The organism is Trichocoleus sp. ST-U1 (assembly GCF_039961835.1).
In the GTDB taxonomy this organism is placed as follows: domain Bacteria; phylum Cyanobacteriota; class Cyanobacteriia; order Cyanobacteriales; family FACHB-T130; genus FACHB-T130.
Map to the genome: position 1 here is coordinate 1 of NZ_JAMPJZ010000019.1, position 23413 is coordinate 23413.

24 protein-coding genes are annotated in these 23413 nt (G+C 47.0%); 10 read left to right on the forward strand and 14 right to left on the reverse strand.

What is annotated here, in order from left to right; all coding sequences use genetic code 11:
* The first annotated feature begins 283 nt into the window (after window positions 1-283).
* From NDA06_RS09545 to NDA06_RS09560, 4 genes are all read left to right on the forward strand, one after another.
* Window positions 284-697, forward strand: a complete 414-nt coding sequence (locus tag NDA06_RS09545; RefSeq protein ID WP_199324236.1) for a hypothetical protein — start codon at window positions 284-286, stop codon at window positions 695-697.
* A gap of 152 nt (window positions 698-849) precedes the next feature.
* Window positions 850-1056, forward strand: coding sequence for a chlorophyll a/b-binding protein (locus NDA06_RS09550; RefSeq protein WP_190987111.1), 207 nt, complete (start codon window positions 850-852; stop codon window positions 1054-1056).
* A gap of 98 nt (window positions 1057-1154) precedes the next feature.
* The gene (locus tag NDA06_RS09555) at window positions 1155-1625 is read left to right on the forward strand and encodes a DUF4383 domain-containing protein (protein WP_190413853.1); all 471 of its coding nucleotides are present in this window, start codon (window positions 1155-1157) and stop codon (window positions 1623-1625) included.
* A gap of 287 nt (window positions 1626-1912) precedes the next feature.
* On the forward strand, window positions 1913-3544 hold the full coding sequence (locus NDA06_RS09560) for an NAD(P)/FAD-dependent oxidoreductase (protein ID WP_190987110.1): 1632 nt from the start codon (window positions 1913-1915) through the stop codon (window positions 3542-3544).
* A gap of 105 nt (window positions 3545-3649) precedes the next feature.
* Here the strand turns inward: NDA06_RS09560 and NDA06_RS09565 are convergent, their stop codons facing one another.
* On the reverse strand, window positions 3650-3895 hold the full coding sequence (locus NDA06_RS09565; protein WP_190429206.1) for a hypothetical protein: 246 nt from the start codon (window positions 3893-3895) through the stop codon (window positions 3650-3652).
* A 15-nt stretch (window positions 3896-3910) separates the two neighbouring features.
* Window positions 3911-4447, reverse strand: coding sequence for an HAD-IIIA family hydrolase (locus NDA06_RS09570; RefSeq protein WP_190987109.1), 537 nt, complete (start codon window positions 4445-4447; stop codon window positions 3911-3913).
* Between the two features lie 453 nt (window positions 4448-4900).
* Between NDA06_RS09570 and NDA06_RS09575 the strand changes: the two genes are divergently transcribed.
* On the forward strand, window positions 4901-5089 hold the full coding sequence (locus NDA06_RS09575) for a hypothetical protein (protein ID WP_190413849.1): 189 nt from the start codon (window positions 4901-4903) through the stop codon (window positions 5087-5089).
* Window positions 5090-5191: 102 nt separating this feature from the next.
* On the opposite strand, the gene NDA06_RS09580 is transcribed toward NDA06_RS09575, so the two are convergent.
* Window positions 5192-5908, reverse strand: coding sequence for a Crp/Fnr family transcriptional regulator (locus tag NDA06_RS09580; protein WP_190413848.1), 717 nt, complete (start codon window positions 5906-5908; stop codon window positions 5192-5194).
* Window positions 5909-6000: 92 nt separating this feature from the next.
* On the opposite strand from NDA06_RS09580, the gene NDA06_RS09585 reads away from it, so the two are divergent.
* Window positions 6001-6213 carry a hypothetical protein gene (locus NDA06_RS09585; RefSeq protein WP_190678185.1) on the forward strand — a complete coding sequence of 71 codons (213 nt, stop codon included), beginning with the start codon at window positions 6001-6003 and terminating at the stop codon, window positions 6211-6213.
* 146 nt (window positions 6214-6359) lie between these two features.
* Here the strand turns inward: NDA06_RS09585 and phaC are convergent, their stop codons facing one another.
* From phaC to NDA06_RS09600, 3 genes are all read right to left on the reverse strand, one after another.
* Window positions 6360-7412 carry a class III poly(R)-hydroxyalkanoic acid synthase subunit PhaC gene (gene phaC / locus NDA06_RS09590; RefSeq protein ID WP_190987108.1) on the reverse strand — a complete coding sequence of 351 codons (1053 nt, stop codon included), beginning with the start codon at window positions 7410-7412 and terminating at the stop codon, window positions 6360-6362.
* A gap of 7 nt (window positions 7413-7419) precedes the next feature.
* A complete protein-coding gene (gene phaE, locus NDA06_RS09595) occupies window positions 7420-8334 on the reverse strand; it encodes a class III poly(R)-hydroxyalkanoic acid synthase subunit PhaE (RefSeq protein ID WP_190987107.1) in 915 nt (304 codons plus the stop codon).
* Between the two features lie 111 nt (window positions 8335-8445).
* Entirely contained in the window at window positions 8446-8583 is a 138-nt protein-coding gene (locus NDA06_RS09600) for a hypothetical protein (protein WP_190668214.1), read from the reverse strand.
* Between the two features lie 288 nt (window positions 8584-8871).
* Here NDA06_RS09600 and NDA06_RS09605 point away from each other — a divergent pair, with 288 nt between their 5' ends.
* Together NDA06_RS09605 and NDA06_RS09610 are read left to right on the forward strand one after the other, a co-directional pair.
* Window positions 8872-9462, forward strand: a complete 591-nt coding sequence (locus tag NDA06_RS09605; RefSeq protein WP_190987106.1) for a sigma-70 family RNA polymerase sigma factor — start codon at window positions 8872-8874, stop codon at window positions 9460-9462.
* 7 nt (window positions 9463-9469) lie between these two features.
* The gene (locus NDA06_RS09610) at window positions 9470-10240 is read left to right on the forward strand and encodes an anti-sigma factor (protein ID WP_190429199.1); all 771 of its coding nucleotides are present in this window, start codon (window positions 9470-9472) and stop codon (window positions 10238-10240) included.
* Window positions 10241-10420: 180 nt separating this feature from the next.
* Here NDA06_RS09610 and NDA06_RS09615 read toward each other — a convergent pair whose 3' ends face one another.
* The 7 genes from NDA06_RS09615 to NDA06_RS09645 form a co-directional block, all read right to left on the reverse strand.
* Entirely contained in the window at window positions 10421-11695 is a 1275-nt protein-coding gene (locus NDA06_RS09615; protein WP_190986984.1) for a tetratricopeptide repeat protein, read from the reverse strand.
* A gap of 110 nt (window positions 11696-11805) precedes the next feature.
* On the reverse strand, window positions 11806-13062 hold the full coding sequence (locus NDA06_RS09620) for a tetratricopeptide repeat protein (RefSeq protein ID WP_190986983.1): 1257 nt from the start codon (window positions 13060-13062) through the stop codon (window positions 11806-11808).
* Window positions 13062-14408, reverse strand: a complete 1347-nt coding sequence (locus tag NDA06_RS09625; protein WP_190986982.1) for an ATP-binding protein — start codon at window positions 14406-14408, stop codon at window positions 13062-13064. Before NDA06_RS09625 ends, NDA06_RS09620 begins: the two co-directional genes overlap by 1 nt.
* Before the next feature lie 136 nt (window positions 14409-14544).
* Window positions 14545-15603 (reverse strand): cysteine hydrolase family protein, encoded by a 1059-nt coding sequence (locus NDA06_RS09630; RefSeq protein ID WP_190986981.1) that lies wholly within the window; start codon window positions 15601-15603, stop codon window positions 14545-14547.
* Complete coding sequence (locus NDA06_RS09635) at window positions 15557-16564, reverse strand: methylenetetrahydrofolate reductase (protein WP_190986980.1); 1008 nt, start codon at window positions 16562-16564, stop codon at window positions 15557-15559. The genes NDA06_RS09630 and NDA06_RS09635 overlap by 47 nt, the downstream gene beginning before the upstream one ends.
* A gap of 50 nt (window positions 16565-16614) precedes the next feature.
* On the reverse strand, window positions 16615-17622 hold the full coding sequence (gene trpS / locus NDA06_RS09640) for a tryptophan--tRNA ligase (RefSeq protein ID WP_190429192.1): 1008 nt from the start codon (window positions 17620-17622) through the stop codon (window positions 16615-16617).
* Between the two features lie 421 nt (window positions 17623-18043).
* Window positions 18044-18787, reverse strand: a complete 744-nt coding sequence (locus tag NDA06_RS09645) for an O-acetyl-ADP-ribose deacetylase (protein WP_347277066.1) — start codon at window positions 18785-18787, stop codon at window positions 18044-18046.
* Between the two features lie 424 nt (window positions 18788-19211).
* Here NDA06_RS09645 and NDA06_RS09650 point away from each other — a divergent pair, with 424 nt between their 5' ends.
* Window positions 19212-19982: a DUF429 domain-containing protein gene (locus NDA06_RS09650; protein WP_190986985.1), complete on the forward strand. Its 771-nt coding sequence runs from the start codon at window positions 19212-19214 to the stop codon at window positions 19980-19982.
* A 33-nt stretch (window positions 19983-20015) separates the two neighbouring features.
* On the opposite strand, the gene glgP is transcribed toward NDA06_RS09650, so the two are convergent.
* Window positions 20016-22649: an alpha-glucan family phosphorylase gene (gene glgP / locus NDA06_RS09655; protein WP_190986979.1), complete on the reverse strand. Its 2634-nt coding sequence runs from the start codon at window positions 22647-22649 to the stop codon at window positions 20016-20018.
* 644 nt (window positions 22650-23293) lie between these two features.
* Here glgP and NDA06_RS09660 point away from each other — a divergent pair.
* The gene (locus NDA06_RS09660; RefSeq protein ID WP_190413836.1) at window positions 23294-23410 is read left to right on the forward strand and encodes a photosystem II reaction center protein I; all 117 of its coding nucleotides are present in this window, start codon (window positions 23294-23296) and stop codon (window positions 23408-23410) included.
* Window positions 23411-23413: the final 3 nt, after the last annotated feature.

Here is a 23413-nt window from a genome sequence, read left to right on the forward strand (position 1 = left end):
AGCTCCGTATACGGCATACCAACTCCCCAGTTTCTTGATGCTGATCTACTCCCTTATTGTGCAATCTCGATTATGAACTGGCACACTACTTGACCATTCATGCAGGAGGTCTAACGAACTGAAGTGCTAGTTGCTCTGACTGAAATGCTGCTTCTGGCTTGTGTATTTCGTTTTAGTGGTGGCTGATGGCGATCGCGAGTGAAGCTAGTGGAAGGGGAGAGGTTGATACCACAGTAATTGTTCTAAGAGATTCACCGAGAAATTAGAAAAGAGTAATGCATCCATGCCGAATCAAACACGTGAGCCAAATCAAGAAGTTGGCGCATCTCAACAGGCTCAAGTTTTTGCATTCTCCGATGCAGGTGGAAGTGCTGTTTTAGATGCAAACATTGCAGCAGGAGTCAGCACAAACCCAGAGGGAGAAGCGATCGCTCATCCCATTGCTTCTAATTTCTCATCCACAACCAGGACCACAGGCGATGCCAAAACTGCTGAGCTTCAACGATTGCAGGCTCTTATGCGGCAGATGGCGAGCAGTCGGAAAAAGGTCGCGTTAATCTTCACAACAATCCCGACGTACCTGGTAGCGATGCTCAAGGAACGCTACCCGATACTGACCCAATTCAACTTCCGCTCGATCCTGAAGTCAATCATCCGGAATAAAAGTTCGGGCTTTTCTCCCCAATTTTATCGGTAAATAAGGATGCTTTTTCTTGTGCCGATATTAACAGTTGAACGTTACAAATCGAATCTTTAGATATAGGTAGAATGCAATCCTAACGGTAGACAATACTAGCAAATCTACTCGATAGCATGAAATCAAAACAATGTCATTGAGAACGATTCACTATGAAAAACTCAACCATCAATACTGCTAAAACCCCTACGGTCGCTCCAGCATATAACGGTGATGATCGCAATGCCTGGATTTTTGGCTGGAACCCACAGCAAGAGCTATGGAACGGTCGCCTAGCAATGCTGGGTTTTGTTGCCTATCTTCTTTGGGATATGGCTGGTTATAGCGTTCTTCGGGATGTACTCCACCTGGTTCGCTAGAAGTTGAATGGTCAGTTAGAAGCTGTCTGTATTTCTCCAACAGCAGCAAAACACTTGTTTAGCCCACACCCAAAATTTTAAAAAACCAAAATACTGCCATGCAAACATCAACATCGCAAACATCAACATCTTCAGTTTCTTCAATTCGTTACGCTGCTCTAATCCTAGGTCTCCTTTTCTTGTCACTTGGCTTAGCTGGATTTATGCCTGGTTTTGTCACTCCTTCTGAGAACTTTACCTCCGAACCAGGTTTCGGCTATATATTCGGAGTATTCCCCACCAACTATTTTCATAATGCAATTGGCGTTTTAGTGGGTGTTTGGGGAATTGCGGCATTTACTAGCTTAAGCGGAGCAATTGTGTTCAATCGCATCTTCGCTATCCTTTATGCAGCAGGTGCTATTTTAGGATTGCTGCCCTTTGCAAATACGCTGTTTGGGCTTACACCACTTTTTGGAAATAATATCTGGCTCAATGCTCTAACTGCTGCGATCGCTTTCTACTTCGGATTTGTGAAGTCAGCAGAAATCGCTATGCCAAGTTCATCGAATGCTCAACCTAGCGCGTAACCAGAATACCTTCTCGAAGTAGAGACAGTGTTCTAATGCTTACGGCTGGAAATTATTTCATCTGCCCTCCTTGGCTCTGATTCTGTAATGCAAAAGTAGTCCTTGTGGGACTATTTTTTTTTCGCTCGTTTCAGTATCAATGCAAGAGATAGCTTTACATCCTTGAATCACTCAACTGACGATCGCGCAACGTGTAACTTTAAGAAAGCCCCCGATAACAACGAGGGTTCTGAGTATAAAGTTGCACAGGACGTTAATTAATCTCTGCGTGAGGAGAAAAAGCTATCATGAGTCGTTCCCCACTCTTCGACAACTTAGCACGTGCTATCCGCATTGCTCGCTATTGCCAAGAGCAAAATATCTCCACCAACGAGGGAATTGAGCGAATTGCATCTCTAGAGGCATTGATGGCGGTACGGCGCACGAATCGGCGCGAATTTCTTACTGATATGGGCAAGCTGAGTGCGATCGGCGCGACAATAGGAGTAGGCTCAGGATTGCTTCACCGTACCCTCGCAGCTCCTGTACCAGCAGATGTAAAAGTTGGAATTGTGGGGGCTGGTTTAGCCGGACTTGCTTGCGGGTACGAACTGAAGAAAAACGGGATTAACGCTACCGTATTTGAAGCAAGCAATAGAAGTGGCGGTCGCTGTTATTCTCTGGGAGGCGATTTTGCTGGGAGTGTTAATTTTCCCGGTCAGGTTGTGGAAAGAGGCGGCGAGTTGATTGACAACTTGCACAAGACAATGCTGGGATACGTGCGGGAGTTTAACCTCAAGACAGAAGATTTATCAAAACAACCAGGAGAAGTTTTTTACTATTTCAACGGTCAGCGCTATTCAGAGTCAGTGGTTGTGGATGAATTCCGCAATTTTGTTGCCGCTATGCGTACCGACTTGCGATCGCTATCTGCACAGCCCACCGCCGACAATTATACTGATGCTGACAAAAAGCTCGACTTGCTCAGTCTGCGAGACTATCTAGATAGCCGTAATGCCGGAAACCTACTCAAAGGTGTTATCAAAGCTGCTTATATTGCCGAGTACGGTTTAGAAATTGACCAGCAAAGCAGCCTCAGTTTTCTCTTTTTCATTCACGCCGACAAGCGATCGAAGTTTACACCCTTTGGTGTCTTCAGCGACGAGCGCTATCACGTTATTGGCGGCAACCAGCAAATTGTTGAAGGTCTGCGTAACCGACTGCAAGGACAAATTAACTATAACAAGCAGTTAGTAGGAGTCCGCTTTGATAGTGCAGGCAAAGTAGAATTAACATTTAATGATGCCTCATCTGCCAAATATGATGCAGTTGTCTTTGCGATTCCCTTCTCAACTTTGCGCCAAGTTGATTTAAAGGGTCTTCAACTGCCTGCCGAGAAACTATTTGCGATTAATAATTTGCGCTATGGAACCAACGCTAAGATGATGGTTGGCTTTAATAGTCGCCCTTGGGTTGCTCTTGGCAGTGACGGCTCATCCTATTCAGATTTATCAAATCATCAAAACACTTGGGAAACAAACCCACAAAATGCAACTAATAATAGAGCAGTGCTGACCGACTACTCTGGTGGAAATCGAGGCAAAAACATTAATCCTAATCAAGTTCAGCAGGAAGCAGGGGCTTTTCTCAACGACCTTAACCGCGTTTTTCCTGGCACTTTAAAGGCAGCCACACGCAACGGCAATAATTTTTTAGTGCATCTAGAACACTGGCCTTCTAACCCCCTATTCCAGGGCAGTTACACCTGCAATCACCCCGGTTATTTCACAACAATTGCAGGTAATGAAGGTAAACCGTTTAAAAATATTTACTTTGCTGGCGAACACGCTAACTCTTTTTACGAGTGGCAAGGTTTTATGGAAGGTGCTGCTTTATCAGGTATCGATGCTGCCAAGAGAATACTTAAGACTAGAGTTTGATGTTGCACAGGTCCAGTCCCATGCCCATTGAAAGGGTACACCTACTCGTTGGGCAGCTTGTTCATCTTTCGGGTGATCGCTTACATACAGCGAATTTTGCTGCGATCATACCTCCTGCTGTGCTTGAATTTCATCGAGCAACATCTCGTCAGAGTAGGATTTTTCCCATTCACCCTGAAGTTTGAGCCGCACCGACTTCGCGCCACCACTGGGCGTACAAACGACCCAGTAGGTATCCTCCTGCCCTTTAACCTGCGCCGCATCCCGGTTTTCTGCGTTGTTGTCAAGCCCAGAATAGGCTTGAATGCACGTCCAGGTAATGCCGTCGCTATCTGTAATCTCTCGTTCCATGAGTATCCTCTCTTGTTACTGTGCTTCTGTCAGGTTGGGAGCGATCGCTTCTTGATGTTGTGCGATCCAGTCCCATGCCCATTGAAAGGGTACACCTAATCGTTGGGCAGCTTGTTCATCTTCCGGGCGATCGCCTACATAAAGCGAATTTTGCGGAGTATGTTTGTGTCTCACCATTGCTAGTTGCAACATACCCGATTGCGGTTTGCGGTACTGTCCAGACCACTTGGTTTGGCTGTGGTTATGAACATTGTGATGAGTGACGCGGAAACATTTTTTACCCTCAAAGTCGGGGCAAAAGTAAATTTCTCTCAACTCAGGGAATAACTCAAGCGTGTATTGCTGTTCCTGGATGCACCGTTGCATAGACTTATGACCTGCGGCAACTCCACCTTGGTTGGTGATACCAACAATAATCCAATCATCTTTGTAGGCGCGAATGGCAATATCAGCACCTTCAATAATGCGTTGATCTTTGGGATGTTGGAAGTATTGGTGTCCGCTGAGTGGTTCGCGGAGCGTGCCATCCATGTCTATTAGTAATAAGCCCATCGTTCCTTGATGAAATTCCCTGTGTTATCAGACATCTTAAGCTGCGATTCATTTTTTATCCTCTAGCTAATGGTATGCACTGAGTAAGAGCGATCGCCATATCAACCTATCTTCCAAATAAGTGAAATATTAAATTAATGTGTTATTCAAAATACAAAGGCGAGGGAAACTGTTTTTTATAAAATGTGATAATTCTCACGTTTGGTTCTCTATAACTTATCTATAAATCATTGGATAAATCATCCTAAAGATAAAGTTAGAAATCAATAATTTGCTATAGCGTTAACTTGAGTTAACGGAAGATGTGCGGCGCGAACTGCAATTCGTACTGGTTGATTCCGCTGAGGATGTATTGACAGCAACCCGATCGCCCGTAAAGCGAACAGAACTGATGTTGATTAGCTAAATCTTTTGAGCAAGGGAACGATTTAGTGAAAGCAATAGCCGGATTGGTTGCGAAGCCTACACCATACCTGTACTCAGGTTGGTGCAGGAGATGTCGCCAAGAACTCACGGACGAACAGTTACTCCACTAGGCTGGAAACTCATCCAACCGCAAAGTGGGGTGCGATCGCTGTACTGGGAGCTGTAGGGTTAGCGGTACTGGCGGTGTCAGTGTCTAACACCAGTAAGCTCATCTAGCCTAGACAGGTTGCCAGACAACGGCTTTCATCAACTTTCATCAATATTGAGCTGCGAGAGCAGCTAGAGAGAAGCGATCGCTTCTTCCTCTAACAACAACTCTCAACCGTTCTTAGTGCCTAGCAACCTAGCGTACTCGCCCTGGATGATTTGATAACACTCACACGAAACCGCTTCCAATTCTTCCCGATTCAGGATGGTAACTTTGCCACGAGTGTAGCGAATCAGTTCTGCCTGTTGAAGAGCGTTAGCCACCTCCGTGACACCCGCACGTCGTACACCCAGCATCTGGCTCATAAATTCATGAGTCATGGGCAACTCCTTTGACTCTACACGGTCACAGACGAGCAGCAGCCAACGAGCCAGTCTCCCCTCCAGATAATGGAGGCGATTGCAGGCAGCATTTTGGGAAACGAAGGCGTGCAGCGCCTGCATGTAGCGCAGTAACAGACTTTGCAGTGAACCACCCCGCTGAAACTCGGTTTTCAGCACGCTTGCCTTCATCCTCATGGCAGAGTCTGGTACCTGCACCATTGCGATTGTAGTGGCGATGTTATCTCCCAAAGCGGCGGGGAGACCGACCACTCCGTCATTTCCCACTAAGGCAACTTCGACCATCGAGCCATCTGCCATCGTGGTGAGGGAAGAAACGATTGCCCGATCGGGGAAATAGACGTATTTAATTGGTTCACCAACCTCGTAAAGGACTTGTTTAAAAGAGAGCGGGACGTGCTCTAGATTGGGAACAAGGCCTTGGTACTCAGCATCTGGCAGAGCAGCTAGCAGTTGATTGACTGGCTTGGGTGAGGCTTCGGACATCGGGTATTAAGAATCTCCTAGGGTTGAGCCGTTGCAAGAAACAACTGACGGCATCGGGAGAAGTATTTAGACCCTAGTCCGAATGTCTTGAGGTGTTAATTGACCAGGAACTGAAAACCTGGCTCATATATGCTAGCGAATTAAAATTCTGTGCCGCCTATACCGCTTGCGGTATAGGCGGCACAGACCTAAGAGGTGGGGGTGTGGAGGGTTGCGATCGCGCGATCGCCAGCTGCTGTAAAGCGTTAGCAAAGCCTTCCGAAAAGCGCTCCGCAAAGCTTATATATAGCGGTTCTCACTCTTAGTGCAATATACACTCGGAACCTCACCCCCATCCCCTCTCCGTTTACGGAGAGGGGAGAATATTGAACCCCTCTCCGTTCGCGGGGAGAGGCAGAGGTGGGGTTAAACCTTACTGCATCCAATAGAGAATTGCTAGATGCCAACTGTTCTAAACTCGCGCCTTCAGCCAATCAACAATCGTGGGAGGAAGGTCTCGCTGCACCTTACTGCTCACATACATCCCGATATGCCCGACTGGAAAGGAACGCACGGTATAGTCTTCGCTCCCTATATACTTCTCAAGAGCCAAGGAAGATGCCGAGGGAACTAGATGATCTTGCTCGGCGTATATGTTCAAAATTGGGATGCGGATCTTCTCCAGATTTACTCGTTTCTTGCCTATCTCGATCTCGCCTTTGATGAGTTTGTTTCCCTGGTAGAAATCCTTCATAAACTGTCGATAAGCTTCTCCAGCTTGGTCAGGACTATCAAAAATCCACTTTTCCATGCGGAGAAAGTTGAGCAACTTGTCCTCATCGATAGTATCCAGAAAGTCAATATACTTCTGAATTCCTAACTGAAAGGGCTTTAGCATCAAAAACTCTAAGTTCATGAAGTCGCCAGGGATGTTCCCCAGAGTATCTACCATTAAATCCACATCCAGAGCTTGTGACCCCAGAGTGCTTCCACCCCAAACATTGAGCAGTCCCTCATTGGTGTTAAAATCCACTGGAGTGACCATAGTAATTAGGTTTTTCACCTTCTCTGGGTAAATGGAACTGTAGCAGAGACTGAAAGCGCCTCCCTGACAAATTCCTAACAGGTTGATTTGCTCTAGATTGTAGCGATCGCGTACTACGTCCACACAGTTATTGATATAACCATTGATGTAGTCGTCAAGGGTCAAAAAGCGATCGCCTCGACTTGGATAACCCCAGTCGATCAGGTAAACATCCAAACCAAGGTTGAGCAAGTTAGCAACAAGCGATCGCCCTTCCTGTAAATCGACGATGTAGGGACGGTTCACGAGAGCGTAAACAATCAGGATGGGGATATTCAGTGAAGGCTCCACCTTGGGAGTGAAGCGGTACAGCACCACCTTATCTTCGCGGTAAACCTCTTCCTTGGGTGTCACCCCAATCTGAATGTCCTCCTCGCGCAGGCGACTTAAGTTATGGGCACCCTTAAACAGTTTTTCGGTTAGCTCGGTAAACTCGTGCATTGCATCCTCAAGACACTTCGCGGCGTTGGGATTCTGCTAAAGCTTTTTTCAGGCTTTTAATTTCCTTCCGCAGTTCGTAGATGCTGTGGTGTATCTCATCGACTTCGCTGCGAGTTGGCAAGTCATTCATCTTCAGAAACACTTCCATTAGCTGTTGCTGGTGGAGCCTGTAGGTCATGGCTGCATTCAAGAACTTACCCTGGATCTGAAGAGCATTTTCTGAACGGAACGTCTGTGCGAATGCTTGGTCAAATACCCTACTCCAGACTTGCTGAAACTGCCGCCAGTTCTGAAGCGTTTCGCCTTTTTCCTGGGAAGATGCCAATCGCACCAGCTGCTCACAGGCTTTCACCCAGACATCGAGCAGCACTAACTGATAGTCAAAGCTTGCTTTATAGAAATTTGTCCAGGCATCAAAGCTTTTCAGCAGTTTGTTGTTGAACTCACGGGTATATCCCAGGCTTGGGCTTAAAAGAAAGTTGCCAAAGGTCTGTTGATAGTCCCAGTAGAGGTTGGTGGACGGCGACCTTGCATGATCGCCGCTCATCGCCTGAGTCGCCATCTCTAGTGGTTGCCGCAGTGGTTCTGCCCAAAATTGACCTAAGTTTTGCAGATTCTTTTCGTAGATTTGCCACAAATCAGCGTAATTGTTGAAGACGGGTTGCCAATCCTTGCCCAATTCAACCAAAAAATTTGTGTCCTTACTGGAGCTGGTCAATCTCTCCAGGAAACGCACAAAGACCGCCTGAGTGTCCAAAAGCGGCTGGGCGTCCTTGACCTCTGCGCGAGCATTGACGAGTGTTTCCGGAGTTGTAACAGACCTCATGAGATCGAACCAGCTTTTCCACATTTTCTCCGTCTCAACCCATATATTCACCAGCTTCTCGGATTGCTCTAGCCAGGGAGTATCGTTTCTTTCCATTGCCTTTACTCAACGATTGGTGACATTAATGGGCAATCATCTGAATTCCTTGTACTTTTAGCTCAAGATGGATTCCCCAGATGTATACCAAAAGAGGTTGAAGTAAAACTGCTAGTAAGGCTTTGCCTGGTTTTCTGGCATGATGAACCAACTCAAAAAAGCCCAGAAACCAAGGCGGTATCTCTTGGAAGCTTGGATGCGATCGCATCCAAGAGCGCAGTCAGCACCCCAGCGATTGTCCAGAACCATTCCATTCGATGCTCCTCAAAAACTCAAAGCTTGCTCGGCGACATAATTAAGTAGAAACCTCATTGACAAATTAACAGTATTTTCAAATCTTATGATTTTACTAAGATTTTGGATTCCAATACTCGTAGAATTACGGAGGCGTTCAGCGGTTTTGTTGAAATAAATCCAATTAATCTTTTAGATCGTATTAAAGAAAAAGAGAATTTATCTCCTGTGAGAGATGCAGAGCAATCAAGTCCTGCAATTGACTCTGAAGAGTGATTGGCTTAGACCTACTCTCCAGAACGCATGCATCCTGACTCTCTCGATGGCAAATCAACAAATACAACGCCCCGGATGGATACAGAGCTATTTCAAGCACTTAAAGCTGGTCAATCCTCTGCTCTGGGCACTCTCTACGACCGCTATGGCGCTCTTGTCTATGGATTAGCATTAAAAATTTTGCAAAATCCCCAAGAAGCAGAAGACCTCACTCAAGAGATTTTTCTGCATCTGTGGCGTACTAATACTTACGATCCCGCTCGTGGTTCTCTTAGCAGCTTTTTAACTGTAATGACGCGATCGCGTGCGATTGACAAACTTCGCTCTCGTGGCACCACCCACAAATTTCTAGAGCGTTGGCGTCAAACAATGACGACTGAAATCAGCTCTGCAAGCCCTTTTGAGCAAGCTTCGTTAGGAGAGCGATCGCAGCAAGTTCGGGACGCCTTGGCGCAACTTTCAGAAAATCAGCGTCAAATCTTAGAAATGTCCTATTACCAGGGTCTCAGTCAATCGGAAATTGCGGCTCAACTAAATATCCCCTTAGGGACGGTCAAAACTCGCGCTCGTCAGGGACTACTGAAATTGAGGCAAACGTTACAAGATTTTCTAACATAGTTGCACCATGACCGAACCTTTAAATCCCGAAAACTTAGAAGAATTAATGGCAGGTTATGTCCTCGGCGATCTTAGCGCTGAAGAAGCGGAGGAATTTAGGCAAATTCTCGAAAAAAATCCGCAACTGGCTGAAGAAGTGAGTCGTTTGCAGGCATCGCTTGAACTCTTGCCCTACGCCCTTCCTGAAGTCACACCTCCCCCACATCTGCGTTCGACGATTCTGGAAGCTGCCAATCCGACAGTTAACCCCGAACCCGCTCCAAAACAGGTTTCTTTTCCTTGGAGCAAACTTTTTGCTAGTTTGGTAGCACTATTAGCCCTAGCTTTGGCTTTTGACAATTATCGTCTGCGCCAAAATCTAAAGATAGTGCAATCTCGGCTGCGGCAAGAACTTCAAACGGTGCAGGCTCAGAAAGATGCCCTTGAGGTTCTACAACAGCGGAATACCCGCTTATATACGCTCACAGGTACAGAAAAAGCAAATACAGCGTCTGGAAGTATTCTCGTTAATCTGGACGAACAAAAAGCGGTAATCGCCTTTCAAAATCTTCCGGCTGTCCCATCTGGTCAAATTTATCGACTTTGGGCAATTGTTGACGAGAAAAAGATACCTTGTGCAAATTTTGGGGCAAGTCAGGGGGGAACTGTTTTAGAGCGAATTTCCATTCCCGTCGGTGCTTGTGGTGCTACAACCTCAACCTTAGCTGTTACCTTAGAACCCTCTAGCCTACCCCCGCAGCCAGTCGGTCCCGCAGTCATGGTTGAAAGTAGTTTGTAGCAGAGGGGAAGCAACGAGCGCTGGAATATTGGGAGAGATTTTAAAAGTGTTGAGCTTAAAAGTGTTGAGCTTAAAAGTGTTGAGAAAATATTTTTAACCTTTTAACCGCTCTAAAAACCTATGGGGAATACCTTTGAGAAGGGTTTTCAGGTAAAGAAAACATACTTGAAATGCTCGCACTCACTGCTTTGTTTTGACGCCCATCAGTATAGTTGCCAACCAGCTTGAAAGTATCGAACCAAGCCAGAAAAAAGCTAGGGAAATTCCGGCAAACTGAACGCCAATTTCTCCCAGAGGCGGCTCGGCTAATGATAGACCAATAGCCGCCAGCCATGCGATCGCTAAAAGGATCGTGTAGGTTGCCATAAACTGTCTGGGCCATCCTGCCGGACAATTTAACATCGCGGTTATCGGTAGCAACAAGAGTCCTAGTGAGAGGGCGACGATGAGGATGTTGGTGTTTTTAGTCACCAACCACAAACCAATTGCCATTAAGATGCTTAGAAATACTGCCCCGACTAAATTTGAGTTTTTAACCTCTTGTTCGGAAAGAGTTAATCGCCCGAAGCGGTCAAACCGGAGCAATAAGGTGAATAAGGGGTCAGCAATCCAGGTAAGCAGGACAAACAGACAGTAGGCAATCACCACGAACCACAGCAAAGGGTTGCTACTTGCAGCGATGCCGCCCACTAGCAGGCGGAAAGCGAAGTACAAGCCGATACTGAAGCCCAACCTAGCTCCGTTACTCAGCCTAGAACTCCACAAGAAGTAGCGCAGCATCAGCCTGTAGAGCGGGTTCTTTGCCTTGAGCGCTTCGACGATTCCCCGTCGCGCCCACTCAAAGGTTGGTTGAAGTCGTAGTGCTTGGCGGAAACACTCTAACGCTTTAGCGGGATATCCTCCCTGCGCCAGGAGTATCCAGCCGCGGTTGGCATAGCTTCCTGCATATTCTGGGTCAAGCGCGATCGCACTCTCAATGACCGCCTGAGCTTCTGGTAAGCGACCGAGTTGCATCAGACACATCGCTCGGTAATTTAGGCACTCCACATCCTCTGGGTCAACGACAAGCCCTTGGGTTGCCGCTTCAAGTGCTGAGTGCCAAAGCTGTAGATTATATCGGATGCGCGAGAGTAGGGCGAAGTAGCTGGGGTTATCAGGACTCAGCCGCAAAGCCTCTTTGAGTACCGTTTCCGCTTCTAGAAGCTGGTTGTAATCGCACAGAATATAAGCCAGGACGTAGTGAGCGTAACCCCAATCGGGAGCCAAGCGAATCGCTCGCTGAGCCATCTGAGTGGCTTCCGGGTACATTTGGCGATAATTCAAGCACAGGGCGAGCAGAGTATGCGCGATCGCACTATCTGGCTCCATTGCCAGTTCCTGTCGCAGTTCTTTCTCTGCCATTTCATACCGCGACTGCTCAATCAGCAGCTGTGCCCGCTCCAAATGTATGCCCATCAGAGTTTCAGATATTTCAGGATGTCATCTCAGGATGTCGTCGTACAAACTGCTCTTATTCGCATATAAGGCATCATTACGAGCAGTCAAAAACCATTCTTTTTCAGGCACTACTTTAACTTGGGAGAGCTTCTTCTGCTCAAAGAAAAGGAAAAAAGCGTTCCCAATGCGAGAACGATGAACCAAGTCAACCAGAACCAAACGTCAACACTTACAAAAGGTAGCCCTGGTAATGGAAGAACTAGCCCTGCCAGCCCAACTAACCCCATGATGGTTGTATATCCCACCATGAGGTTGCTGTGCCACCCTGCTGAAGATCGGAATGTTGCCGATACAGGCAGAAGCAACAATCCGAATAAAACGGGAGCAAACAGAGTTTTAGAATTTCCGGTCATTAACCACAAATAAAATGCGCTTACTATTGCCCAAACTAAAGTCGTGAGCCAATAGGATTGCTTAAACTTCAATTCGAGTAATAGGGTTATCAAGAGGTCTACAAACCAAGGCAAAAAGATTAACCAAAACAAAACAATCAGCGCTAACCAAATCAAAGGATTGGGATTAGTTGCAGCAAGATTCAGCAATATACGGAATCCCAAACACAAGCAGGCAAAGAAGCCCAACAAAGCTTTCCCGCTCAAAAATCTGCCTAGTTGTAAACGGCGGTACGGGAATATTACACACCTGTAAACTGGTCTGTATAGTGGGTTTTTTAACTTGATCGCTTGGATGAGTCCATCCTGTGCAGATTCCAAATTGGGGTTGAGTCGGAGTGCTTGGCGGAAATACTCCCAAGCTTTCGTGGGGCTTCCTTCCCGATTCAGTATCATCCATCCCAAGTTGTTGTAGTTAAGGGCATTCTCCGGGTCAAGCGCGATCGCTTGCTCAGTCGTAGCGATTGCCTCCTCTGTTCGACCCAACTCGAATAGGGCAATCCCTTTGTTATTCAAACAGTCAACATTCTCTGGCTCTATGTTAAGCCCCTGCGTCGCTGCTTCTAGTGCCTCCTGCCATCGCTTTTGTTTAACTCGAATGTTTGATAGTAGGATGAAATGGTTGGCATTTTCAGGATTTAGGCGAATTGCCTCTTTGGTTACGTTCTCAGCTTCCAGAAGCTGATTGCGATCGCAGAGAATCCAACCCAGAACGTAATAACCATTCTCCCAATCTGGTGCCAGCTTAATTGCTTGCTCAGCTTCTTTTATTGCTTCCTCGTACTTCTTGAGAAACCTCAAGCACCAGCCTAGCCACGCATAAGCCTGGGCGCTATCTGGATCGACTGCTAATTCCTGCTGCAATTCCTGCGCCGCCATCTCATAACGCGATTGAGCCATGAGGATTTCGGCACGCTCCAAATGTACGCCCATCAGAGTTTCAGATATTTCAGGATGTCATCGTACAAACCGCTCTCATTCGCATACAAGGCGTAGTTTCGAGCCGTTGAAAACCATTCTTTTGTTGAAGGTTTCACGCTTCCCGCCGCCGAGGCTAAATCTTTGGTAGTCAGTGGCTTCGGGATACCTACTTTCATCGCTTCCGCTAACTTCTTTTCTACTGCCACATCCACCACTGCCATTAAGTCTGCGCCTGAATAATTCTCAGTTTTCTTCGCTAAGTGGTTGTAGTCAATATCCTCCACTGGCTTACCCCGACACAGCAAGCGCAAAATCGCCGCCCTTGCTTCTGCATCAGGCGGCGGTACAAACAAGATGCGGTCAAAGCGTCCCGGACGACGGAAGGCTGAGTCTAAGTGCCAAGGGGCGTTCGTTGCAGCTAGGATTAATACCCCTTCATTAGAACTCCTCACGCCGTCCAATTCTGACAGGAATTGGTTAATTACCATGCGGCTAGAATTTTGTCGCAAATCCGCACGACTGGCAGCTAAAGCATCAACTTCATCAAAAAATAATACGCAAGGTTGGTTGCGTCTGGCTTGTTCAAAAAGGTCGTGCAAATTGCGTTCGCTGTTGCCCAACCACATATCTAATACATCGTTAATTCCGACAGAGAGGAAACTAGAATTAATTTCGCCAGCTGTCGCACGAGCCAGGTAAGTTTTACCGCAACCCGGAGGGCCGTACATTAAAATTCCGCCCCCAATTGCCTTCCCGTAAGCTTTGTACAGTTCCGGCTGTTTCAGGGGATAAATAATTTTCATCCGAATTTCGTCTTTGACCGCTTCCATACCGCCAACATCTCGGAATCCGATCGCGGGTTTTTCGACTGGAGTATCTTCTTCTGAGTTTGGAAAGTCTCCCACCCCTGCCCGAATTTTCCCGTCTACGACCTCTTGAAGGTCCTCCTGTGCCCCAATTCCCAACCTTTCGGCAAAATCAGCATCTTTGACAGCCGGATCGGCTTCGACTGCTCTGCGATACTGACGGACAGCTTGTTCTACAGCCCCCGTGTTGAGAAGAAGACGCGCATGAAGCAGAAAAGCACCCGCTGGACAATCCAAGCGCTTTATTTGATCTTCCACAATTACCAGCGCTTGGGGATGTTTTCCTTGTTGATAGAAGGCACGAGCTAATCCCAATTTCAACTGCTGATTTTCGGGCGATCGCGCTAAGGCGAGGCGGTATTCTTGCTCGGCTTCCTCTGCCTGACCCTGGCTCAAAAGTGTCTCTGCAAGATGTTGTCGCAAGGGTACATTATCCGGAGAAAATCGGAGAGCCTCGCGCAGTGCCTGAATTGCATCGTTGCTGCTAGTCATCGGTAATTGGTAAGGGGTGATTGGCGATTGGTGAATGGTAATTAGTAATAATTTTTAAGGTTAATTTTCAGATTAAAAAACTCTCTTGTTATTCAAAACTCTCTTGTTACTCAAAACTCTAAAACTCAAAACTCACTTACCCATTCCCAATTTTAGGAAAGTCAGCCCAGGTTTCTAGGGGTTGAGTTGATTGAACCAGATGCATTCCCGCTGCTGCAAATCTGGCAAAAGCTTCTTCTGCTCCATCCGTATAATCCACCACTCCAGGAACGACAACAGGTGAGGTGCAATCTTCTAGCAAGTACACCTTTTTCGCAAGATTAGCGTCTTTTGCGGTTATTTCTGATAACAAATCATCAATTGTCCAAGCAACGCAGTGACTCTTGGCTTGACCAGCAATAATCACCGCATCAAACGCGAGTAACTGTTGAATCAAGCTGGTATTTTTCTGAGCAATCGGGCGTCCATTTGTACTTTCCAAAACTTCCGCCCGGAGGACAGAATAATTTTCAGTTAAAGGATTGTCGCCTTTAATTTCAAACTGCGTTTGGCTATTCCGGGCAATACAGTGGAAAAAGAGTGCCTCTTCTACCGCTGACACCAAAGCGTGACCAATTCCACCCAGCATGGAATGATAAGGCCACACTGTCAGCGGATACTTCCCGGCTTCACTCAAATGTTTGACATAATGCAAAGCGTGTGAGGAAAGTTCGGCGTAATCGACACTGGCAATTCCAGCAACGGCTGGATTCACCTTCCACACGCCTTGGTGAACATCCTCCGGTGTAATCATCGTGACGGCGGCGGTGGGATGTTCTCCGGCGTTGTTAATCCAGAAGATGGGGTGGAAAATTTGCATTGCCGTGTGAGTATCCATTGTGGGAGCGATCGCGCTAATGACTCCCAAATTTTGATAAATAAATTCACACAGCCGCCGATTATCTTCTACCGCACCCGTACCCGTTCTCCCACCGACAAATAATTCAAAATCGGGGATGCAAAACGTATTCTGGACATCGATTAACAATAGGCAAATGCGAGTTTTGTCCTCAGCCGCCGCTGAAATCTGGTGTTTTTTCGCCCACTCCCTCGCATCCGCTGCCCGTTGCTGATACGGCACCCGCCAGACTTCCCCGACCTTTTTGGCATCAAAGTGAGGCGGAATCGGCAACTGCTTTGTTGTTTGTGTGTTCATTATTTTCTCCTGCTGTCATCACCGGAGTCAGCGGTGGAATTCCGGCTAAATCGAGGATTTGCGAAATCAAATCTTCTCGTTTCACTGCCATCATATGAACCCCTTGGCAGAGTTGACGAGCTAATTTGACTTGTTCGGCGGCAATTAGCATCCCTTCTTGCAAGGGATCTGAAGCAGCGGCGAGTCTCTCAATAATGTGGTCGGGAATATTTACTCCAGGCACGCATCGATTGATAAATTGGGCATTCTTAGCAGATTTGAGCAGAAAAATTCCTGCCAAAATTGGCTTTCCACAACCAGCCGCGATTTGATCCATAAATTTTTCTAGCCGGTCAAAATCGCAAATCAGCTGACTTTGGAAAAACTGCGCCCCTGCTGCTAATTTCCGCTCAAATCGACTTTGCAACCCCGACCAGCTAGCTAATTGCGGATCGATAGCAGCACCCACGAATAAGTCAGTTGCCCCATCACTCAAGGGTTTGTCGTTCCAGTCGAAGCCGAGATTCATTTTTTTGATTAATCCCAGCAACCGCACGGATTCTAGGTCGAATACACTCTTGGCATCGGCATGATCTCCAGCTTTTACGGGATCGCCGGTTAAAGCTAAGATATTGCGAATTCCCAAAGCATGGGCACCCATCAAGTCAGCTTGCAATCCGATGCGGTTGCGATCGCGACAAGCAATCTGGCAAATCGGCTCGATTCCATGCTGGAGCAATATCACCGAAGCCGCCATTGAACACATCCGCAACACTGCCCGACTGCCATCGGTAATATTGACCGCATGAACCCGACCTTCGAGGGTTTTCGCCATTTTCAGCATCTCGGAAGGATCGCCGCCCTTGGGAGGGGCAACCTCGGCAGTCACTAAAAATTCACCCGATTCCACAGCAGTACGCAAATTGGTCTTGTAGGGGCGGGGTTCCCGCGTTCCTGCTGAATTTTGAATTAAATAACTCATTCTGAAGCATCAATCACTAATCGCTTCCATCCTTGATAACTTATATCTGGTTAAAGGGGAACCGAATAACCGAGGGCAGCTTTCACTTGGGCGAGAGTAACGGACGCGATCGCTTCCGCTTTCTGCCTGCCATCGCGCAACACGGACTCCAAATAGCCTTTGTCATCCATCACCGCTTGATACTTTTCCTGAATCGGTTTCAGGGCGTTAATCGTGGTTTCCGTCAGCAATGGCTTGAATTGTCCCCAGCCCATATCCTGACACTCGGCTGCGGCTTCTTCCTTCGTCTTGCCCGAAAGCACCATGTATAGCGTCAGCAAATTTCGGGCTTCGGGTCGTTCCGAATCGTCAAAAGTTAGACCGCGCACTGAGTCAGTTTTGCAGCGTTTAATCTTATTTTGGATTTGCTCTGGCGTATCGAGCAGGTTAATCCGACTCATATCCGAAGGATCGGATTTCGACATCTTCCGAGTGCCATCCGTCAGACTCATCACTCGCGCCCCTTCAGTCCGAATCAGCGGCTCTGGCAGTTTCAGCACCGGCTTTTCCCGGCAAAATTGGTAATTAAACCGATTCGCAATATCGCGGGTCAATTCTAAGTGCTGCTTCTGATCTTCTCCCACCGGCACTTTATCCGCCTGATACAGCAAAATATCTGCCGCCATCAGCACCGGATAGTCTAGCAAACCAGTATTGACATTTTCTCCCTGCTTAACTGCCTTTTCCTTGAACTGGATCATATCTTCCAGCCAGTTGAGGGGAGTGATGCAATTCAGCAGCCAAGTCAGTTCGCTATGTGCAGGGATGTGGGATTGCACGAAAATACTGGAATACTGCAAATCGATCCCACAAGCCAAATACAAAGCAGCAATTTTATAAGTATTTTCAGCCAAGGTGCTGGCATCGTGCGGCGCGGTAATCGCGTGCAAATCCACCACACAGAAGTAATTTTCGTACTGACTCTGCCCTTCTACCCAGTTGCGAATCGCTCCCAAGTAGTTACCGAGATGCAGATTACCCGTTGGTTGAACCCCAGAGAGAACGCGCTGCTTAACCATGAATTTCAATTTAGCTATCTAGAAGCGCAGCTTTAATGGCTGCGTTAACAAAACTTATCTATCTAGTTTGACATTTTCTGGCATCAGCGCGGCGTTATTTTAGGCGTTATTTTAATAGCCCAGAGACAAAGGAGCGATCGCGTCTTTTGCAATTATTCGTTACCTAAACGCTCCATTTTACCCATAATCAATTTTCTGCATGGATGGAAAATAACCATCCATGCTCAGAATGCGATCGCGCTTTTCAGGAGTTTTGTTGATTGCACAACGTAGCTAGCTTAAATGTTTAGATTTTTGGCTATGAATTTCCTGCGAGTTATCTCTTGATAATTTTCCCCTCGTAGCCGCTCTAGAAGAAATTGATTATTTATGAAATAAATAGGCGATTAGATGGCAATTGTAAATATTTTCCTGAAGTAATTCACTCGGGTTTGGCTGGCAGAATTTCATCTAGATTGATAGTGTAGTGGTCATAAGTCTGCTTTTCATAGCAAACAAACATTATCTTCTCAACTGAGGTGTTTCGCTCCAGAAAACGTCTAGCTTCAGAAACTGCGATTTTTGCTGCTTTCTCTACCGGGAAGCCATAGGCTCCTGTACTGATAGATGGAAATGCTACGGTTTTAATTTTATATTGCTCTACCAAAGCAAAGCAATTGCGATAGCACTGAGCCAGCACTTTATGTTCTTCATACCTGCCACCTTCCCATACTGGTCCAACCGTGTGAATAACCCACTTTGCTGGGAGGTTGTAGCCCTTTGTTATTTTGGCATCGCCTTCCGTGCAAACCTTCAGTTGTAGACATTCTTCCTCAAGCCCTAACCCAGCAGCACGATGGATAGCTCCACAAACCCCACCACCAGCCATTAGGGATTCATTCGCAGCATTGACGATGGCATCCACTTGTTGCTGAGTAATGTCGCCTTCTATAACCTCTATTCTTTCACGCATCAGCTTGTTATTCATCCGATACTCATCCAACCTGGAGAATATAGATTTTCCGGCTGGCTCATAAACAATCGTATTTCCCTGATTTGGTAAAGGTTGGATATGTTTTGTTTGCCCTGAAGCAATCGTTATTGGAATAAAACCAGGGTCAAAAGCAACACAGGTTCCATCAGGGCGATAATGCAGACAGTAATTGCATCCTTTATAATTGTTCATTATCACTACTTTGGTGTAATAACTACTACTTGTTTAGGGTCAAAAAGAACAATGTATGCCAGTGACTGGATTTTTATACTATCATAGCCCTAGGAATTCAGATACTTTGCATATTTAACAGCCTAGTTACTGCTTAAAAGGGACTCCTTAACAGAATTATTAGTTGCATCAGCAACACTGTTTGTAAATACTTTAATTTGTTTGGGTTATTAACAAGTTATATTAAAATTATTTTGTAAAGTAAATTCCAAACAGCTAATCTATTGACTTCGAGACGAATTCAGAAGCTATAAAGCATCGCTTCATTTACCTCATAACTATGTGTTTCTATGCAACAGAATTGAACCATTTTTGAATTTGATTCGCAAATTTGAATAAGATGAGCGGCACGAAGCACTAAGATAGATAATAAAATTTCAGCGTGATGAAATTTTTAGGCATTGATTTGGGATGGCGATCGCAACCCAGCGGATTATGCTGCCTCGCTTGGGAAGATGGGCAGTTGCATCTGCTGGATTTAGATAGACTCGAAACAATAGAAGAGATTCTCAACTGGATTGATACCTGGGCACCCGCAGCAGAACCGGCGATGATTGCCGTTGATGCCCCAACACTGATTCCTAATACCACCGGGACGCGACTACCTGATAAACTTACCCACAAATATTTTGGTCGCTATCACGCGGGTTGCTACCCAGCGAATCGAGGACTCCCCTTCGCCCAACGCACCGTAGGATTTGGACTCAGCCTCGAATCCCGTGGATTTGCTCACGCACCAACGATCGAACCCCAACAACCGGGACGCTATCAAATCGAAGTATTTCCCCACCCAGCCATCGTAAATTTATTCAGCTTAGAGCGGATTCTTAAATACAAAAAAGGAAAACTAGCAGAACGTCAAATAGAACTCATAAAACTCCGCCAGTATATTGTAAATAGCCTACCCAACCTGACACCAAAACTAGATGTCTCTTCTGCCTCTTCCTCTCTGCGTCCTCTGCGTCTTGGCGGTTCGTTTCTCTTAGAAATCCCCAGTACCCTTGCCACCTTTAAAGCCTTAGAAGATAAGCTAGATAGTCTCATCTGTGCCTATGTAGGCGCTCACTGGTGGTACTGGGGATTAGAAAGAAATCTGGTGCTGGGAGATGACACCACCGGATATATTGTCGTCCCCAAGAATCATTTTGAGTTTTAAATTTTGAATTAATAACTCAAAACTCAAAACTATCTAAGCCCAAAGAATCAGCCCCAATTCGTAGGGGCTTGATAGATTGTCGTGTTTTGGCAAAACCCGTAAAGAGAAACCCTGCAAACCACTGGAGGTATAAAGAATATCAACAGTGTAAATACTACATCCTTGTTGATCTTTGCCTTGGTAATCCATCACTACGGGAATGCCGTTGACAATTTCCCCATCGACACCAACTGCACCCTGATAAAGTTCAACTTGAACATCATCGGAGCTGAGTTCCCCCAGATTAACCCGCGCTTTGACGCTAACGGTTTGGTTGACCATAATCCCAGCCGGTTCAGAGACATCAACTTCTTCGATTTTGATGTTGTACCATTGCTCGAAGATTCGTTGCTTCCAGGCGGCTACATCCTTGGCGGGGGCGTGGTTGTCTGCGGTCATCGTAGAGTAGCGATCGCTCGCTGGGAAATATCCCCGCACTGCATACTCCCGCACCATCCGCGACGTATTGAAGAACGGACAATTCAATCGAATCGAATCCTTCATTTTGGCAGTCCACTTGCGGGGAATTCCAGCACCATCCCGGTTATAGAATAGCGGCACGACTTCCTGTTCTAGCAAGTCGTACAAAGCATTCGCTTCCACATCATCTTGATAATTGATGTCTTCATAGTCTTCTCCGTGACCGATGGGCCAGCCAGTGCGGACATAATCTGCCTCATCCCACCAGCCATCCAGCACGCTCAGATTCGGCAAACCATTCATTGCAGCTTTCATCCCACTGGTACCAGATGCTTCTCGCGGACGCCTGGGAGTGTTCAACCAAACATCACAACCCGCCACCATTAATCGGGCAACATAAGTGTCGTAGTCCGGGATAAACACCACGCTGGCATTCATTCCTTCATCCCGCGAGAAATGAATGATATCCCGGATCAGTTCCTTCCCAGGCATATCCTTGGGATGAGCTTTTCCAGCAATGACGAATTGCACCCGCCGATTTGGATCGCCCAACAAGATTTTCTTGATCCGGTCTAGGTTCCGCAAAAACAGAGTTGCCCGCTTATAAGTCGCAAAACGACGGGCAAACCCGATTGTTAGCACCGTTGGATCTAATACTTCCTGCGCTTGGTCAATCTCAGAGGGAGAAGCACCGCGATCGCGCAACTTTCTCACTAGGCGATCGCGCACAAACACCACCAGTTCTGACCGCTGACGCTCGTGATTGCGCCACAACTCCTCATCCGGAATCGACTGCACCCGCTCCCACAACGGATCGTCTACTGGCGCGTCAGACCACTGAGGGCCAAGGTAGCGGTCATACAGCTCCTGCGTTGACTTCGCTACACAAGTGCGGGCGTGGACTCCATTCGTAATCGCGGTAATCGGCACCTCATTGAGTGGAAAATCTTTCCAGAGACTCTGAAACATCTTCCGCGACACCAACCCGTGCAGCTGAGCAACCCCATTGACAAAGCTCGATGTCTTCATCGCCAGTGCTGCCATGCTAAACGGTGACGCCAAATCCCCAGTGTCCTCCCGTCCTAAGCCGAGAAACTCTTCGTGGGAAAGTCCGTAAATATCGGCATAGTGCCCCACGTAATAAAGAGCCTTATCCGGGGGGAACAAATCGAACCCAGCAGAGACAGGTGTGTGAGTCGTGAAAACTTGACTTGCTTGCGCCACTTGTTTAGCGGCGGCAAAATCCAGTTTCTCTTCCTGCATCAGCATCCGGATGCGTTCCAGAATCAGAAACGCTGAGTGACCTTCATTCAGATGGTAAACAGTGGGTTTATATCCCAGCGCCTTCAGCATCCGGAAGCCCCCGATGCCCAACATCATCTCCTGATGAATCCGCATATCCAAGTCACCACCATACAGCTCGTCGGTGATGTCGTGGTCGTAGGGATTGTTTGGCTCAATGTTGGTATCGAGCAGGTATAGGGGCACAGTTCCCACTTGCACGCGCCAGACACGGGCATAGACGGTGCGCCCTGGATACTCTACAGAAATCCGCAGTTCCGAACCGTCAGGATTTTGCTCCGGGTGCAACGGCATATTGTAGAAATCGTTAACCGGATAGCGTTCCTGCTGCCAACCATCGGCATTGAGGTACTGGGCAAAATACCCTTCCTGATAGAGTAAGCCGACGGCAACCAGCGGTAAGCCTAAGTCACTGGCTGATTTAAGATGGTCTCCCGCGAGAACGCCCAAGCCACCAGAGTAAATGGGCAGGCAGTCGGTTAGACCAAATTCCGCGCAGAAATAGGCATAACACTCCTGGGTGCTGAGGACGGAGGACTGAGGACTGAGTGAGGAAGCAGAAGAATTTTCTTGTTTCTTCTCAGTCCTCTGCTCGTTCACCTCATTCCTGTGTTTGCGATACCACGTCCGTTCTTGCAGGTAGTCGTCTAGCTGGCGGCTGGCTCGTTCCATGTGGGCAACAAAGCCTTCATCTTCAGCAACTTCTTGTAGCCGCGCTTGAGAAATAGTTCCCAGCATTAGCACTGGATTGTGACGGCTGGATTCCCACAAATCGCGGTCTAGGCGGCGAAATAACTCTTTAGTTTCAAAGTTCCAATCCCAATGCAGGTTATATGCCAGTTTTCGTAAGGGTTCTAGTCTTGACGGCAAGGCGGGGGAAACGTTAAATGTCCGAATCGGCTGCATTGACAAAGCCTCTAAAGTCTTAATAGAGCTATTGTGTACTCACTTCCGCTACAAGTTGGATGCTCTTTATACTCTTCTTTTGGACTGGAAATGTTGATCCCTTTATCCAGCTAGCTGCCCTTAGCAAGCTGCCGCTTTCAATCCAAAATCCTGGTTTTTCCAGGGAATATTGAGAAAATTTGTTTAGAAAAGCGCTCCTAGCACGGGAGCGATCGCCTAAAAGCGGTGAACATCGCGTCTCTTGCAACGCTGCCCTTGGGCACCATTAGTGGCATTTAGTGGCATTCGCGTGTTTATCCTCCTGGCGTCCAAACACCTTAGCTATCTGGGATCGCACCCTAGCAAGGATTTCAGTATTTCCCGGGTTCTGCAATTTCCTTGATTTTGAGCTAGGGAAAAGTTAAAACCCAGGAACCGGGTGCGATCTCGTGGTATAACAACTAAGCGATCGCTAGGGAAACTTCGCGCTCTGGCAATCGTCAGAGCAGTTTAAGCAGCTCAAACGACGGCTGGACTGACCGCTTGAGGTCAACAATCACTCCAGACTCAAGGCAAAAATGAAGCAATATTTCGGTATTATGAGAAAGTTGTTCTGCCTTTAAGGCAGCAACATTCAGCCTTTCCCGTCTGGAGTAGATATCGGTATGGTGACTCTCAAAATTGTCGTTTATATAGTCGTTGCCTTCTTCAGCCTGCTCTTTGTGTTTGGATTTTTGTCCAGCGATCCTTCCCGTAACCCAAAACGCCGGGATCTGGAATAAACA

Excerpts from the sequence above, each read along its gene's own strand:
- glgP (WP_190986979.1), bottom strand. The coding sequence starts at position 22,649 with ATGCAGCCGATTCGGACATTTAACGTTTCCCCCGCCTTGCCGTCAAGA.
- NDA06_RS09560 (WP_190987110.1), top strand. The coding sequence starts at position 1,913 with ATGAGTCGTTCCCCACTCTTCGACAACTTAGCACGTGCTATCCGCATT.
- phaC (WP_190987108.1), bottom strand. The coding sequence starts at position 7,412 with ATGCACGAGTTTACCGAGCTAACCGAAAAACTGTTTAAGGGTGCCCAT.
- NDA06_RS09550 (WP_190987111.1), top strand. The coding sequence starts at position 850 with ATGAAAAACTCAACCATCAATACTGCTAAAACCCCTACGGTCGCTCCA.
- NDA06_RS09660 (WP_190413836.1), top strand. The coding sequence starts at position 23,294 with ATGGTGACTCTCAAAATTGTCGTTTATATAGTCGTTGCCTTCTTCAGC.
- NDA06_RS09645 (WP_347277066.1), bottom strand. The coding sequence starts at position 18,787 with ATGAACAATTATAAAGGATGCAATTACTGTCTGCATTATCGCCCTGAT.
- NDA06_RS09580 (WP_190413848.1), bottom strand. The coding sequence starts at position 5,908 with ATGTCCGAAGCCTCACCCAAGCCAGTCAATCAACTGCTAGCTGCTCTG.
- NDA06_RS09570 (WP_190987109.1), bottom strand. The coding sequence starts at position 4,447 with ATGGGCTTATTACTAATAGACATGGATGGCACGCTCCGCGAACCACTC.
- NDA06_RS09555 (WP_190413853.1), top strand. The coding sequence starts at position 1,155 with ATGCAAACATCAACATCGCAAACATCAACATCTTCAGTTTCTTCAATT.
- NDA06_RS09650 (WP_190986985.1), top strand. The coding sequence starts at position 19,212 with ATGAAATTTTTAGGCATTGATTTGGGATGGCGATCGCAACCCAGCGGA.
- NDA06_RS09635 (WP_190986980.1), bottom strand. The coding sequence starts at position 16,564 with ATGAGTTATTTAATTCAAAATTCAGCAGGAACGCGGGAACCCCGCCCC.
- NDA06_RS09630 (WP_190986981.1), bottom strand. The coding sequence starts at position 15,603 with ATGAACACACAAACAACAAAGCAGTTGCCGATTCCGCCTCACTTTGAT.
- NDA06_RS09565 (WP_190429206.1), bottom strand. The coding sequence starts at position 3,895 with ATGGAACGAGAGATTACAGATAGCGACGGCATTACCTGGACGTGCATT.
- phaE (WP_190987107.1), bottom strand. The coding sequence starts at position 8,334 with ATGGAAAGAAACGATACTCCCTGGCTAGAGCAATCCGAGAAGCTGGTG.
- NDA06_RS09625 (WP_190986982.1), bottom strand. The coding sequence starts at position 14,408 with ATGACTAGCAGCAACGATGCAATTCAGGCACTGCGCGAGGCTCTCCGA.
- trpS (WP_190429192.1), bottom strand. The coding sequence starts at position 17,622 with ATGGTTAAGCAGCGCGTTCTCTCTGGGGTTCAACCAACGGGTAATCTG.
- NDA06_RS09600 (WP_190668214.1), bottom strand. The coding sequence starts at position 8,583 with ATGGTTCTGGACAATCGCTGGGGTGCTGACTGCGCTCTTGGATGCGAT.
- NDA06_RS09615 (WP_190986984.1), bottom strand. The coding sequence starts at position 11,695 with ATGGGCATACATTTGGAGCGGGCACAGCTGCTGATTGAGCAGTCGCGG.
- NDA06_RS09545 (WP_199324236.1), top strand. The coding sequence starts at position 284 with ATGCCGAATCAAACACGTGAGCCAAATCAAGAAGTTGGCGCATCTCAA.
- NDA06_RS09620 (WP_190986983.1), bottom strand. The coding sequence starts at position 13,062 with ATGGGCGTACATTTGGAGCGTGCCGAAATCCTCATGGCTCAATCGCGT.
- NDA06_RS09605 (WP_190987106.1), top strand. The coding sequence starts at position 8,872 with ATGCATCCTGACTCTCTCGATGGCAAATCAACAAATACAACGCCCCGG.
- NDA06_RS09610 (WP_190429199.1), top strand. The coding sequence starts at position 9,470 with ATGACCGAACCTTTAAATCCCGAAAACTTAGAAGAATTAATGGCAGGT.